13 protein-coding genes are annotated in these 14,431 nt (G+C 66.3%); 7 read left to right on the top strand and 6 right to left on the bottom strand.

Going from position 1 to position 14,431, the window contains the following annotated elements:
- Window positions 1–551: hypothetical protein (locus HUW62_RS38795; RefSeq protein WP_217911801.1), on the top strand; the 551-nt coding region annotated here is incomplete at its 5' end.
- 89 nt (window positions 552–640) lie between these two features.
- A complete protein-coding gene (locus tag HUW62_RS38790; RefSeq protein WP_163870815.1) occupies window positions 641–1,324 on the top strand; it encodes a hypothetical protein in 684 nt (227 codons plus the stop codon).
- Window positions 1,325–1,435: 111 nt separating this feature from the next.
- Here the strand turns inward: HUW62_RS38790 and HUW62_RS38785 are convergent, their stop codons facing one another.
- Window positions 1,436–3,232 (bottom strand): serine/threonine-protein kinase, encoded by a 1,797-nt coding sequence (locus tag HUW62_RS38785; protein ID WP_176437274.1) that lies wholly within the window; start codon window positions 3,230–3,232, stop codon window positions 1,436–1,438.
- 256 nt (window positions 3,233–3,488) lie between these two features.
- Here HUW62_RS38785 and HUW62_RS38780 point away from each other — a divergent pair, with 256 nt between their 5' ends.
- From HUW62_RS38780 to HUW62_RS38770, 3 genes are all read left to right on the top strand, one after another.
- Window positions 3,489–4,397, top strand: a complete 909-nt coding sequence (locus tag HUW62_RS38780) for an ABC transporter ATP-binding protein (RefSeq protein WP_163870817.1) — start codon at window positions 3,489–3,491, stop codon at window positions 4,395–4,397.
- A 21-nt stretch (window positions 4,398–4,418) separates the two neighbouring features.
- Window positions 4,419–5,180 carry an ABC transporter permease gene (locus HUW62_RS38775; protein ID WP_176437275.1) on the top strand — a complete coding sequence of 254 codons (762 nt, stop codon included), beginning with the start codon at window positions 4,419–4,421 and terminating at the stop codon, window positions 5,178–5,180.
- Between the two features lie 81 nt (window positions 5,181–5,261).
- The gene (locus tag HUW62_RS38770) at window positions 5,262–6,278 is read left to right on the top strand and encodes an ABC transporter substrate-binding protein (RefSeq protein WP_176437273.1); all 1,017 of its coding nucleotides are present in this window, start codon (window positions 5,262–5,264) and stop codon (window positions 6,276–6,278) included.
- A gap of 590 nt (window positions 6,279–6,868) precedes the next feature.
- On the opposite strand, the gene HUW62_RS38765 is transcribed toward HUW62_RS38770, so the two are convergent.
- The 3 genes from HUW62_RS38765 to HUW62_RS38755 all read right to left on the bottom strand — a co-directional run bounded on the left by HUW62_RS38765 (window position 6,869) and on the right by HUW62_RS38755 (window position 9,905).
- Window positions 6,869–7,282 (bottom strand): Imm70 family immunity protein, encoded by a 414-nt coding sequence (locus tag HUW62_RS38765; protein ID WP_176437272.1) that lies wholly within the window; start codon window positions 7,280–7,282, stop codon window positions 6,869–6,871.
- Between the two features lie 247 nt (window positions 7,283–7,529).
- The gene (locus tag HUW62_RS38760; protein ID WP_176437271.1) at window positions 7,530–8,000 is read right to left on the bottom strand and encodes a macro domain-containing protein; all 471 of its coding nucleotides are present in this window, start codon (window positions 7,998–8,000) and stop codon (window positions 7,530–7,532) included.
- A 1,491-nt stretch (window positions 8,001–9,491) separates the two neighbouring features.
- Window positions 9,492–9,905, bottom strand: coding sequence for an Imm70 family immunity protein (locus HUW62_RS38755; protein ID WP_176437270.1), 414 nt, complete (start codon window positions 9,903–9,905; stop codon window positions 9,492–9,494).
- An 843-nt stretch (window positions 9,906–10,748) separates the two neighbouring features.
- Between HUW62_RS38755 and HUW62_RS38750 the strand changes: the two genes are divergently transcribed.
- Both HUW62_RS38750 and HUW62_RS38745 read left to right on the top strand, forming a co-directional pair.
- Entirely contained in the window at window positions 10,749–11,720 is a 972-nt protein-coding gene (locus HUW62_RS38750; protein ID WP_176437269.1) for an IS630 family transposase, read from the top strand.
- Window positions 11,721–11,942: 222 nt separating this feature from the next.
- Complete coding sequence (locus tag HUW62_RS38745; protein WP_176437268.1) at window positions 11,943–12,362, top strand: hypothetical protein; 420 nt, start codon at window positions 11,943–11,945, stop codon at window positions 12,360–12,362.
- 4 nt (window positions 12,363–12,366) lie between these two features.
- On the opposite strand, the gene HUW62_RS38740 is transcribed toward HUW62_RS38745, so the two are convergent.
- Both HUW62_RS38740 and HUW62_RS38735 read right to left on the bottom strand, forming a co-directional pair.
- Entirely contained in the window at window positions 12,367–13,611 is a 1,245-nt protein-coding gene (locus HUW62_RS38740) for an HlyD family efflux transporter periplasmic adaptor subunit (RefSeq protein ID WP_176437267.1), read from the bottom strand.
- The coding region (locus HUW62_RS38735; RefSeq protein ID WP_176437266.1) for an ABC transporter ATP-binding protein at window positions 13,598–14,431 on the bottom strand (834 nt) is incomplete at its 5' end. The genes HUW62_RS38735 and HUW62_RS38740, both read right to left, overlap by 14 nt.

The raw sequence follows: 14,431 nt of genomic DNA, 5'->3' as shown, positions 1-14,431 counted from the left end.
CCGCCCCCACCGACGACACGCCCCGCGCCAGTCGCTCCACCGCCATCGGCACCGTGGCCTGCCTCCTCCTCGCCCTGCCCTTCCTGGTGCTCGGCCTGTGGCTGCTGGACGGAAAGTCGCGGATGGACTTCCGTTGCGAGCCGGGAGGGCCGTGCACACTGACTCGCTCCGGGTGGCTCACGCGCGAGCCGGTGGCCACGCTGCCGCTGGACGCGATTCAGGCCGTCACGGTGGAGCACAGCCGCAGCGCCCGCCGCACGTCCGTGCCCATCTACCGACCGCGGCTCGAGACGACGCAGGGCAAGCTGCCCCTCTTCGCGCAGTGGGCCACCGAGGAGAGCGAGGCCACCGCCGTGAAGGAGCAGGTGGAGCGCTACCTCGCCTCGCCAGGCACGGGGCCGCTGGAGGTGATTCGGGATGACCGGCGCGCGTCCCTGCGCGTGGGCGGCGCGTACACCGGCGTGGGCGTGGCGCTGCTCCTCTTCAGCGTGTGGCTGGCGTGGCGCACCAGGTCCCATCGCCGCGCCGAACGCTCCGCTTCAGGGGCCTGACAGTCACTCCGCACCCGGGACAGCGGGCCTCTGGCCCGCACCCGGGGGGTGGATTCCTGTCCCGGGGCTCCATGCTAGCTTCGCGAAGCATGGAAGCTTCTATCAACCCGAGAGGCTGGGGGGTCTGGCTGGTCGTGCTGTGGGCCTGCCTGGCTCCGGGACTGGCCCTGGCGAACACGCCCGACTCCGAGGAGTCGGCGGGGCTCTTCCGCCATCGCATCGAGCGCGCGGGGACGCTGTACGAGGCGCTGGAGTACGAGAAGTCCCTCAATTGGCTGACCCAGGCGAAGCAGGTGGCGTCCACCATCGACGAGCAGTCGGAGGTGGCGCTCTACCGAGGGCTGGTGCTCGCCGACCTGGGCCGCAGGAAGCAGGCGCTGGAGGAGTTCCGCACCGGCCTGACGCTGCGGCCCGAGGCGAAGCTGCCCGTCGCCGCGGCCCCCAAGGTGGAGCGGGACTTCGAGTCGGTGCGCAAGCAGGTGCAGCTCAAGCAAGGCACCGCGTCCGCGAAGGCCGCGCCCGTGGAGACGCCTGTTCCCGTCGTCGAGGAGCCGAAGGCCCTCGTGCCCGCGCCCGAGGAGAAGCAGGCGGAGGCGACTCCCGCGCCACAGTCCGAGACGAAGCCGGGCTTGCGCTCGCGACTGAGTGAAGCGGGTTCGTCGCTGGGGAAGAATGTCGGCTCGGCGCTGGGCTCCGCGCTGGACACGGTCATCGGCCCGAAAAACAAGCCCGCGACTCCGCCAGCATCCGACGCCGCGAACGAGAAGCCGTGAGGGGCCGGTGCAGTCCTGTGCGACAGGTTGAATGTGAAGAGACGGGCTGGAGCAGCAAGCCCGTGCCCTCCGCCTCCCGCCGTCGCGAACGAGGAACCGTGAGGGCCGGGTTCAATCCTGCGACAGGTTGAGCTTGAAGACGTTGGCGGTACCGGCCTTCACCTCGAAGCTGCGCGTCACCTTCTTCCCCAAGCGCGTGTTGACGGCCGTCACGGCATAGATGCCCTCGGGGACGTCGATGGTGGCGAGCGGTGTCTCGCCCAGCTTCTTGCCATCGAGATACACGACGGCGTAGGGGCGAATCCGGAACGCCACCGAGCCCAGCGCGCCCTTCACCGCTCGTGACGCGGGCTTCTTCGGCTCCGCGCTCGGGGCCTGTGTGTCACTGGCGGGTGAGGCCACGTAGCTGAGCAGGCCGCTGTCCTCATCCGCCCCGACGACCAACTCTCCCTGCGCCCGCTTCGCAGCGAGCTGCGCCTCCAGCGCGGCTTCGCCTTGCGGGTCCTCGGCGTCCTGTGCGGGAGGAGGAGTCTTCGTGGCTCCTTGCGCCGCGGTGGCGGTGCCCGTCTGAGTCTCGGGTGAACCCGCCACCGTTGCGGACGTTCCTATCGGAACCTCGGGCGAACCCGCCACCTGCGCAGGCGCGCCCATCGGAGCCTCGGGAGCACCGGCCACGTTCGTGGACGCACCTGTCGGAGTCTCGGGCACGGGGGCCGAAGTTCCTCGGCCGAGCAACGCATAACCCCCACCCGCCACGAGCAACACCGCGCCCGTGATTGCCGCCGGCACGAGCATCTTCCGCTTCGCGTTCCTCGGGTCCACGCGGGGACGCGTCTCGGTCTCCTGCTCGAACACGGCCGGCGCCTCGGCACGTTCTCCCGTCCGCGCGAGCGGCTTGCGCGAAGGCCCCGAGGGCACGGTGCGCTCGGGTGTCTCCTCTCGAGCCTCCCGGACCTCGGGCCGCGAAAGCATCGGCGCGGGCGTCGGAACGATTCGCTCCTCCACCACCTGCTCAACAGCCTGGGCCACCTGGTACGCGCCCACCGGCTCGCCCACCGACAACACGAAGCGCTCCAGGTCCACCTGCAGCGCGCGACAGTCCGGGTAGCGGTCCTCGCGGTCCTTTTGCAGCGCTCTCGTGATGATGTCCTGGAGCGCGGCGGGGACATCCTGACGATAGCGGCTCACCGGCATCGGCTCGCGCGAGACGATGGCCTGCATCAACACCAGCTCCGATGCCCCATCGATGGGCAGCTTTCCCGTGAGCAGTTCGTACAGCACCACGCCCAACGCATACACATCCACGCGCCGGTCCAACGGGTCCGCCCGCACCTGCTCGGGCGGCATGTACGCGACCTTGCCCTTCACGATGCCCGTCTGGGTGCGGTGCTTCTGTCCCGCCACCTTGGCGATGCCGAAGTCCACCACCTTCACCGCGCCCTGCCGGGACACGAGGATGTTGTCCGGGCTCACGTCACGGTGAATCAACCCGAGCGGCTGCCCCGTCGTCGGGTCCGCGAAGTCATGCGCGAAGGCCAGGCCCTCCGCCGCCTGCGCCACCACCTTCGCGCAGATGTTGGGCGCCAAGGGCTGTCCCTTCGACGCGGCCTGTCGCTGCCAGCGCCGCAGGTTGGGGCCGTCGATGAGCTCCATCGCGAGGAAGTAGCTGCCCTCCGCCTCACCGAAGTCGAAAATCTGGACGATGTGGGGATGGTTGAGCCCGGCGACGAGCCGCGCTTCACCGAGGAACATCTCCACGAAGGACGGGTCCTCCGCGAGGTGCGGGAGGATGCGCTTGAGCACCAGCGTCTTCTCGAAGCCCCCCGGCCCGGCCGCCTTCGCCAGGAACACCTCAGCCATGCCACCCGTCGCCAGCTTGCGGACGAGCTGATATTTCCCCAATTGCATTGCCCGGGAGGTTCCCTCACCTCTGTGTCCAAGGGAACCCCGGAGCCTGCCCTCCAGTCCGGGACGGACGGGCGAGCACCGGAAGCAAGCGCCTCCGGAGTCCCTACGTTTCAGAGGCCAAGGTCACGAAGTGCTTGTACCCCCGTCCAAGGGCGGGGCCTCCCCGCTCGCCGGGCGAGGAAGCAGGACGGCGTGCGCTCTCGCTGTGAGCCCGCCACCCCTTCCACTCTGCCCACATATGCCTAGCTTGTGGCCGATGCTGCGTGCCCTCCTTGGCCGATGGCGAAGCTCGCTGCGCCTGCTCCGGCCAGCGCACGTGGAGGCCGACCACGCGAAAATCTCCGTCACCCAGTTGGGCCACCGCTACGGCAACAAGGTCGTGGCGCTCCAGGACGTGGACCTGAACGTCCGCTCCGGAGAGCTCGTCTGTCTGTTGGGCCCATCGGGCTGTGGCAAGTCCACGCTCCTCTACGCGCTGGCGGGCCACGTGCAGCCCACCGGCGGCACGGTGTCCATTGATGGACAGCGCATCTCCGGACCCGGGCCGGACCGGCTCCTGATGTTTCAGGAGGCCGCCCTCTTCCCGTGGCTGACGGTGCGCGGAAACATCACCTTCGCCCTCGCGGCCCGAGGCGTGCCTCGCTCCGAGCGCAAGGAGCGCGCGGACCAGTACATCCGCCGCGTGCAGCTCCAGGGCTTCGAGGAGACGCTGCCGCACCAGCTCTCCGGCGGCATGAAGATGCGCGCCAGCCTGGCGAGGGCGCTCGCGGTGGACCCGACGGTGCTGCTCATGGACGAGCCCTTCGGCTCGCTGGACGCGCAGACGCGCATCCACATGCAGGAGCTCCTTCAATCCATCTGGATGCGCACCCACAAGACGATTGTGTTCGTCACGCACGACGTGCACGAGGCGCTGATGCTGGGCACCCGCGTCGTCCTGATGGCGCCGCGTCCAGGCCGCATCGTGCGCGACTTGGAGGTCCACCTGCCCATGCCGCGCCACCCGGAGGACGCGGCGCTCACGGAGATGGTGCGCCACGTCCAGGGCCTCTTGCGCGAGGTGGAGCGCAACACGCTGCCGGAAGCCACGCCGCCGCGAGCCACGGCGCCCGCCGCGTCGAGCCCCCCGCTGCCCGCGTCGGGACTGCCCCGGCCCGCGAGGTGAGCCATGAAGCGCGACGCCCCCTTGAAGAACTACGCGCAGAAGCTGGGCCTGGTGGTGGTGCTGCTGGGCCTCTGGGAGGGCCTGTCCCGCCTGGGCATCTGGTCTCCGTACCTCTTCCCTGGTCCGGTGACGGTGTCCAAGAGCCTCTGGAGCATGGCGGCCGACGGGCGTCTGCTGGATGCCACGCTGCGCTCCCTGGGGCGACTGGGCCGTGCCTACGTGGTGTCGGTGGCCATCGGTGTGCCCCTGGGCCTGTTGATGGCGCGGCTGGCCTTCTTCCGCAACGCGGTGAAGCCGGTGGTGATGGGACTGCAAGCGCTGCCGTCCATCTGCTGGCTGCCCTTGGCGCTCTTGTGGTTCGGGCTGACGGATACCTCCATCCTCTTCGTCGTGGTGATGGGCAGCGTGCTGGGCATCGCCATCGCCACCGAGGACAGCGTGCAGGGCGTGGACCCGCAGTTGTTGCGAGTGGCCAGCACATTGGGGGTGCGCGGCCTGCGCTTCCAGTTCGGCGTGCTGCTGCCGGCGGCGCTGCCGGGCATCGTCACGGGGCTCAAGCTGGGGTGGAGCTTCGCGTGGCGCGCGCTGCTGGCTGGAGAGCTGCTGTTCGTCTCGGGAGGATTGGGACAGTTGCTCACGGTGGGGCGCGAGCTGATGGACGTGCCGCAAGTGATGGCGGTGATGGTGGCCATCATCATCATCGGAATCACCGTGGACCGTGTCCTCTTCCAGACGGTGGAGGGCCGGCTGCGGCGTCGGTGGGGGCTGGAAGGCGCGATGTGACGGGCGGGGACGTGAAGCGCCCGACGCTTGGGTGTCGACACCCGTTGCCAACCTGACCCGCCGTCCCTCTTCTGGGTGCCTATGCGCGCCTTTCGGTTCCTGGCTGTCCTCGTACTCGCCGGCCTCGCGGGGCTGGGCGTGGGTTGCAAGCGTGACGCGTCTGGTGGTGCCGACGCTCCGTTGAGGCTGGGGTTCTTCCCCAACATCACGCATGCGCAGGCGCTGGTGGGCAACGGGGAAGGGACGTTCGGGGCGGAGCCTGGCGTGGGCAAGCTGGAGGTGAAGCAGTTCAACGCGGGGCCCGCAGCCATGGAGGCGCTGGTGGGCGGCTCGTTGGACGTGTCGTACGTGGGCACGGGGCCCGCCATCAACACGTACCTCAAGGCGGGGCGCGACTTGCGCATCATCGCGGGGGCGGTGAATGGCGGGGCGGTGCTGGTGACTCGCACGGCGAAGTCGGCGGCGGAGCTGAAGGGGAAGAAGATTGCAACGCCCCAGCTTGGCAACACGCAGGACATCGCGCTGCGCTACTGGCTGAAGAAGCAGGGGTTGAGCACGAACCTGGATGGGCAGGGCGACGTGCAGATTGTGCCGCTGACGAACTCGGACATCCTGGTGCAGTACCTGCGCGGGGGAATCGAGGGCGCGTGGGTGCCGGAGCCGTGGGGCACGCGGATGCTGCTGGAGCCGGAGGGTGGCGGGCAGATTCTCGTGGACGAGAAGACGCTGTGGCCGGAGGGGAGGTTTCCCACCACGGTCATCGTGACGACTCGCAAGGTGTTGGAGACGCAGCGCCCGCGAATCGTGGCGCTGCTGCGCGCGCACGTGAAGCTGACGGAGCGGTGGGAGAAGGACCCGGCGGGCTTCACCGCGGCGGTGAACTCGGCGTTCGGGAAGCTGACGCAGAAGCCGTTGCAGCCGGCGATTCTGCAGGGTGCGTTCTCACGACTGGAGCCGAGCCTGGACCCCGTGCCTGGCGCGCTGAGCACCGCCGCGAAGCATGCACAGGAGCTGGGCTTCATCCCCACCTCGGACATCAGCGGGCTGGTGGACCTGAGCGCGCTGAACGAGGCGCGCGGGGGCGGGGCGAAGAACTGAGCAGGGCCGCTCGGTGACGCGCCCTGCGCGGTTCACTCCTTGGTTCCAAGGCTTGCCTCGAACAGGTCGGTGGCTCTCGCGACCCAATCCGCGAGTTCCTCCCACCCCTTGGGCGGCTTCCACCACCATTCGAAGCGCAGGGTCCGTCGGAAGTTCTTCTGCTCGACCCCATAGACACCTCCGTCGGTCCCCACCATGGAATCCCCGAAGCAGAACGCCGGAAGGCGCAAGCTTTCCGCCTCTGCAAGGAGATGCTGCCATGGCTCCTGCGGGACGTCCGCATCGGCGACTGAAAGCCGAAGCGCGGCGGCTGTATCACCCTCATGTCCACGTGCGCCTGCATGGGGGGCAGACACAGATGACGAACGCATCCAGACGACGCGTCGGACCCTGAGGAGGGTATCTTTTCGGCCTCCGCTCGGCCCAAAGCAGCCACGAGCGATAGTCGGCTCGCCAACTGTAATACCAGATACGAAGTAATGAACGGCCGACTCGCAGGGCTGGAATCGCCGTTTCTGGATGGTCCAGGACCTGACGCGCCCGCTGCTCCAGCGTCCGAGCGTCGTCATCATTTTTGCGTGCCATGTCAATCACTGAAACAAGATGGGGGACTGATACCTGTACGCGAATTCGGCCAGGCCCCGCAGACGCTCAATCAAGAACTCGCCATCCACGTCGATGAACGACTCAAACGCGTTTCGAGGAACGAGGCCCACGGATTTCGCCACGGTTCGTTGCCACTCAGACGAAAAGCCGACCGCCGGGCGCGTCTTCAACTCCATGGCGATTTCCATCAATTCATCCCGCAGCCTCTCGCATTGTGAAGCGGACCACTCACCATCACAATCCGAGTGCACGATGAATGTAGGGAATCGAGAGCCCAGCTTCCCTGCCTCAAGCTCGTGAGTGACATAATCACGCAACGTACCGAAGTCCCCATAAGAACCAACTTCGACGCCCTCCAGCTCTTCATCACCTTCGAAGACACAAAGATAGAGTCCCATTACAGAGCCTCTCGCTTGATGGTTTTTCCGGTCACCCGAATCAACTCCTTGAGCGAGGGATGAAATTTGCAGGACTTTGGGACCTTCAGCACGAGCGGTTTGTAAGTCTCCACTGCTTTGAAAGCCAGGAGTCTGAGCTGATAGGTCGCTCGAAGCACTGACACGTTTTTTATCAGGTATATCTTATCAATGGTCTCTGCATCAGGGAGCGTTCCCCGAGGAACCTGATGTCGCGTGTACTTGAAGGTCATGGATGATGCCCGGGCAGGGATGGGGGATAGACGAGCACTCGAACGGACGGGACTCGCGCGAAGGACTCCTGGATGAGGGGAAAGACCTCCGCCCATGTCAGGCCACCATTTCCGCAGCCCAGGGCGGGAACGGCCAGCGATTGAATCCCCCGGCGTTGAACCTCCTCGATGAGAGACTCCAGGCCCGTGCGAATCCACTCCAGGCGCGAAGGCCGACGCCAGCTCCGCTTCGTCGGGAAGTTGATGACCCACCGTGGGCCCTTCGACGCGCCCAGGTCGAAGACATGGACGCGACCGGTTTCGAGGCGGCCCGCCTTCGCCTCGCGTTCGTACTCCTTGAACATCGCGGGGAAGGCCCGCTTGAACTGGAGCGCGATGCCCTTGCCCATCACGCCTTCCGTGTTGACGGCGTTGATGAGCGCCTCGACGTCCGCTTGGAGGAGATTGCCTTCGGCGAGTTCAATCATGGGTGCTCCTCTTCTGGAGGGCCACTCACGGAAAGCCGTAGCCCCACCCCGCTGCGGCAACTCGGTGTCCCAGGCTGTCCACGCCGCGCCGTGAGCACATATGTGCCGAGATAAGCCTCTCTCATCACACCACGAACTCGGCGGTGCCCGTCATGCCTGGACGCAGCCGCACAGGCACTCTTGCCGCCTCATGGCCGACAGGCGACCTCTGGGCAGTTCTTGGAGACGCTACACGTCTGCTGGTCACAGCACAGGTACTGGCCCGGCGGACAGGTCGCCGTGTTGATGCAGGTATTGGTCTCGCCACAGGCCTGACCTGTCGGGCAGGAGCCGCAGTTCAGGAGTTGGCCGCAACCATTCATAATGAAGCCACAGGTGGCTCCTTCCGCGGCACACGTCGTCGGCTGGCAGATGCACTGATTGTCGACGCAGGTCGCGCCTTCGTCGCAGACGCCGCAGTCCAGGCTCCCCCCACATCCGTTCGAGATGGAGCCGCAGGCCTTCCCCGCAGCCGTGCAGGAGGTCGGCTGGCAGATGCACACGTTGTCATTGCACGTTTGTCCCGCGCCACAGGTTCCGCAGCTCAGCGTGTCGCCACATCCGTCCGGGATGGAGCCACAGGTCTTCCCCTGGGCGGTACAGGTGGTCGGGGTGCACGAGCAGTACAGGGCACAGACGTCCCCTTCGTCGATGTTCCCATCGCAGTCATCATCCAGCCCGTTACAGGACTCCGTAGGCGCGACACACTGCCCCCACGCGCTGCCGGCGTCCTGGACGATGCAAGACTGCACCGAGCCCGCGCACGTGCCCGCCGAGGTCCGACACTCCTGCGTCAGTGTCCCCGTTCCCTGGCTGGGCAGGTTGTCGACGACTCCGTCCCTATTGTCGTCGCATCCGTTGCACTTCTCCTGGGTGGTCATGGCGGGCTGGCAGGGGCCATGTGTCCCGTCGGGCCGACAGGCGGCAGTGGCGTTGTCACAGCCGTATTTCGGTTCGTCGCACTGTCTTCGAGTACCGCCGGGGATGACGCACTGGAACTGGCCCGCGCTACAGGTGCGCGTCCCCGTACAGCCATTGGAGAGCGGGTCGCAGGCACCACCCGTCAGCACGCCGCCACTGGGCCCTTCGTCAATCACGGAGTCGCCGTCGTTGTCGCATGCGTCGCACTTCTCCTCGCCATATGCTGAGCACGAGCCCGCGATGAGTTCGCCATCCGAGTCACACCGGACATGGCCCTGATCTCCGCAGACCGTACACGAGACATTCGAGGCTCCCGAGAACGACCCACACCTCGGGTAGTCGTCGCATTCCGTCATCCCATAGCAGCCATTCGCGTTGACGCACGAGGTCGGGGGAAGAGGAGGATTCGGGCAGATGGCGAATGCGGGCATGCCCACCAGCACCAAGAGGCAACACAGGGCCGCGCCCAACACCGCCAACCCGGACTTCGACTCACAATGCACGACAGACCTCGTTCTGGAACAAGTGCCACTACTGAAACAGGATGGGGGCCTGATGCCTGATGGCGAATTCCGCCAAGCCTCGCAGACGCTCAATCAAGAACTCACCATCCACATCGATGAACGACTCGAACGCGTTCCGAGGCCTGAGCCCAATGGATTTCGCCACGATTCGTTGCCACTCGGACGTAAAGTCGACCACCGGGCGCATACTCAATTCCATGGCAATTACCGCCAATTCATCACGCAGCCTCTCGCAGTCGGAGACGGACCACTCGCCATCACAATCCGAGTGCATGATGAGCGTAGGAAATCGAGAACCCAGCTTCCCTGCCTCGAGTTCGCGAGTGACACAACCACGAAATTCATTGAAGTCCGCATAGTGCCCAACCTCGACGCCATCCAGTTCTTCATCATCTTTGAAGATACAAAGATAGAGCCCCATTACAGCACCTCCCGCTTGATGGTGTTCCCGGTCGTCCGAATCAAGGCCTTGAGTGAGGGATGAAACTGGCAGGACTTTGGAACCTTCAGCACGAGCTTCTTGTGAATCTCCACTGCCCTGAAAGTCAAGAGCCTGATCTGATAGGTCGCTCGAAGCACTGACACCCTTTTGATCAGGTAAAGTTTGTCATTGGTCTCCGCGTCAGGTTGCGTTCCACGAGGAACCTGATGTCGCGTGTACTTGATGGTCATGGAGGCGTCCCGGGCAAGGGCTTGACTGTGGCTCCCCAGCGATTCAGCCACTGAAGGAATGAAGGGTTGACAGGCCTGCTCGTATAGATAGTGAGCGGTTGATTAGTGATAAGAGCACCATAGGTCTGCAGTCGGAGTTGATAGCTTGAGTTAAGCATGCTTGTGCCAGTTTTAATTTCACCCACGCCAGGACCTGTTTTTGCATCGTAAATGACGCTAACGAGCTTGCCGTTGGGCGTGAACTGGGGCTCTCCAACAATCACCCTGAATGCCGCGCTTTTCGTTTGCTCGAGAGAAGGCGTGAACCTGACCTTCCCCTGGGAGCGTAGCACCGCCAGAAGCGGCCCCTCGTCGAGTTGTCCTGCTAAACCGGAGTTCGTGATTCTCGATCAGGCTGGGGAGTAAGCGGGCGCGGAGCGAGCGGGAAGAGGGAGCAGGGGCACCTCTCGTCCGGCTCTGTGTGCGCAGAAAACCTGAGAGCGAGAAGGCCCTGCCCGAGGTCAAAGGTAGGAAGTGGCTGAAGAGGAAGCAGCGCCAGGCGCTGCTTCGGTGGGGGGAGAAGAGTGGCTGCCCGCTCACCTTTCGACGGTGCATGGCGGTGGCGGCCGTGGGGCGAGGGGCGTCATGCAACGCCGCCGCGCGGGCACTGGGCTGCGCCACGTCCACCTCCACCGTCGTCGGAGCCGTGCGGCGCTACCGAGAGGCCGGACGCGAAGCGCTGCGAGACAGGCGCGCGGCCAACGGCCGTCCCAAGGTGGACGGCCGATTCCGAGAGAGGCTGGCGCGAGTGTTGGCCGGCACGCCGGAGGATTGGGGTTGGTGCAGGCCCACCTGGACGAGGGAACTGCTGTGTCTGGAGCTCCAGCGCCGAGGGCTTCCCCAGGTCTCCGTGGCGACCATGGGCCGGGTGCTCACCTCGATTGGCGCCCGGCGCAAGGCGGCAAAGCCCATCGTCCAGTGCCCCTGGCCAGGGTGGAAGCGCCGCCGTCGACTCCACGTGTTGAAGTGCCTGGAGGCGTACGCGCCCGCCGAGGAGCCGGTGCTCCACGTGGACGAAGTGGACATCCACCTCAATCCCAAGGTGGGGCTCGACTGGTGTCTGCCTGGACAGCGACGGGTAGTGGTGACGCCCGGCAACAACCAGAAGCGCTTCCTGGCCGGAGCGCTGAACGTCCGGACGGGGAGGCTGACGTGGGTGGAGGGCAGGTCCAAAGCCAGCGCCCTTTTCATCCAGCTGCTCTGGCTCCTGGCGGGCGAGTACAGCCGTGCTCGCCGTATCCACCTCGTCCTGGACAACGCCGCCGTCCATACCAGCCAGAAGACACGCAGGGCCCTCGAGCAACTCGGTGGGCGCATCGTGCTCCACTTCCTGCCGCCCTACTGCCCCGAGGGCAACCGCATCGAGCGGGTGTGGCTGGACCTGCACGCCAACGTCACCCGAAACCACCGATGCCGCACCATGTCCCGACTCATGATTCGGGTGCATGCCTACCTCGCCGCACGCAACGCCCAGCGCTCTGCCAGTCCATGCCTACGTCGAGCCGACCTCAGGCGCACCGCCTGAGGCCATGCGGGAATCGTGGTCGTTGGTTTAGGGCTCGGATTCCTGATGCTGGCGAAAAAGGCACTGGTCAAGGCGCGCGCGCTGGGGCGCCCGGCTCCGTCCGCTGAGAGCAGGGATCCGAATCCTTCCTAGACTTGTGCGGACAGCCACACTCCTCGAGTTCTTCCTGCGGCGAGGTGCGCATCCTCGTGACACAAGAGGCACCGCAGCCACGAGGTCTCCATGACGCGCGCGTTGATGCTCCTGCTGTTCCTCCTGCCCGCCTGCGCTCTCTTCCAACGCCCTCCGCGTCCGGTTCATGCGCCCCAGGCCGAGGCAGCGAAGGTCCAAATTCCGCTCGCTCTTCCCGAAGAGGGGCGGCAGATCATCCCCGGTGCGACGCTAAGAGCCATCCAGCTCGCGATGGAGGACTACCTGCCCTGGGACTTCAAGCTCCCCGGAACGGCGACTCCGCTTCAGCAGTGTTTCGCTCGCCGTGAGGCCTACGATGTCGTGACCGCGCCGGGTCCTCAGGGCATCGTGTTCGTGAGCATCGTTCCCAATCCGGAGGTCTGCGACGTCGGCGGTCCTCCGCTGCTGGACGTCGGTGCCACCTACGCCATCGATGTCACCGGGTGGCGCATCCTCTCCGTGCAGCAGTAGCGGCTCAGTGTCCCAGGCTGTCCACTCCGCGCAGTGGGCGCATCAGCGCGGAGATGAGCCGCTCGCGACGCACCACGAACTCGGCGGTGCCCGTCATTCCTGGACGCAGCCGCACGGACACTCCCGCCGTGGAACGCGGCGCACCGGGGACTCTCACGTCGACACGGTATGGCGCGGCGCCCAGCGTGTCCTCCTGCCGCCGCGTCGTGTCCCCCGCGATTCTTGACAGCTCCCCCAACAGAACGCCGAAGTCCTGGAAGGGATACGCGTCCAGTTTGATTCGGACCGGCTGCCCGTCTCGCAGGAACGCGATGCCCTCCGAGGCCACCGCCGCGCGCAGGACGAGCGCGTCCTCCGACGGCACCACCAGCGCGAGCACACTCCCCGCCTGCACCACGTCCCCCCGGTCGAACACCGTCAGCCCCTGCACCGTGCCCGCTCGCGGCGCCACCACCTCCAGCCTCGCCGCCTCCAATCGCGTCTCCTCCAGCTCTCCCGTGTAGCGCTCCAACTCCACCTTCGCCGCCGACAGGGCCGCTCCATCCGAGAGCGAGGCCACGCGCGAGTCTCCCTCCAGCCCCCGCTGCTCCAGCTCCAGTCGCCCCAGGCTCGCTTCCAGCTCACGCACCGAGGCCTGTGCCGCCACCACCTGCGAGCGCGCCACCTCCGCCTGCACGGACGCGTTCTCCGCCTCCACCGAGGCGACGAACTCCTTCTCCCGAAGATGCTCCGCGTTCCGCGCATCCCGTGATCGTGCTTCCGCCTCACGCTCCTTCGCGTGGATGAGCGCTCGCGCCGCTTCCAGGCGGGCCGCTGTCTCCAACGCCGTCGCCTTGCGCACGCGGACCTGCATTCCGTACGACTCCGTCCGCGACGCCACCAGCGCCTCCAACATCGTCACTCGCGAGCGCGCCTCCACCACCTGCTGCTCCAGCAACCTCACCCGCGAGCGCACCTGCGCATCGTCCAGTCGCAGCAGGACCGCTCCCTGCTCCACCTGCTGTCCCTCGCGCACCGCGATGTCCAGCACCACACCGGAGCGAGGCGCCTGCACTCTCGCGGTCTCTCCCTGCGGAGACACCACCGCCTGGGCACGCACCACCACATCCATCTCGACGAAGAACAGCGCGCCGAACCCCAGCAGCGCCAACCCCGCGCACACCGCGTACAGCCCACGCAGCACGCTTCGCGTCCGAGGAAAGTCGAGGACCGGCAACAACTCCCGATACGTGTCCTCAGTCACCGCCATGAGCACCCTCCGCTCCATGGCGCTTCCAGTTCGGTGTCGCCTGCGCGAGCGCGCTGTACAACTTCCCTTGTGCGGACATGAGCGACTCGTGCGTCCCCATCTGGGAAATCCGCCCCTCGTTCATCACCACGATGCGGTCCGCGTGCTGCAACGTCTGGAGCCGATGACTGATGATGAGCGTGGTCCGCCCTCGGACGATGTCGCGCAGCCGGTCGTGAATCGCCTGCTCCGCCAACGGGTCCAACGCCGCTGTCGCCTCGTCGAAGATGAGGATGCGCGGGTCCGTCACCAGCGCTCGCGCGATGATGACCCGCTGGCGCTGTCCTCCCGACAACGTCAACCCGCGCTCCCCCACCAGCGTCTGGAAGCCATACGGCAGCTCCGTCACGAAGTCGTACGCCCCCGCGAGTCGCGCCGCCCGCACCACCGCCTCCTCCGTCACCGGACGCCCACAGGCGATGTTGTCGAACACCGTCCCGGAGAAGAGCTGCGTCTCCTGCGTCACCATCCCTATCTGCCCGCGCACCGACTCCGGCGTCACGTCCCGCAGGTTGTACCCATCAATCGACACCGTCCCCTCCCCCGGGTCATGCAACCGCAACAGCAGCCGCACCAACGTGCTCTTCCCACACCCCGACGGCCCCACCAGCGCCACCACCTCCCCGGGCGCGAACTCCAAATCCAGGCGCTCCAACGTGTTGGACTCGCGGCCAGTTGCATAGCGAAAGCTCACGCCCCGGAACCGGATGTGTCCCTTCACCTGTGGCAGCTCCAGTACCGCCGACGCCCGCTTGTCTCCCTCCCCCGCCACATCCTGCAC

Origin of the sequence: Myxococcus sp. AM011 (assembly GCF_013372595.1) — a bacterium.
In the GTDB taxonomy this organism is placed as follows: domain Bacteria; phylum Myxococcota; class Myxococcia; order Myxococcales; family Myxococcaceae; genus Myxococcus; species Myxococcus eversor.
This window is presented reverse-complemented; position numbering and strand designations above follow the sequence as displayed.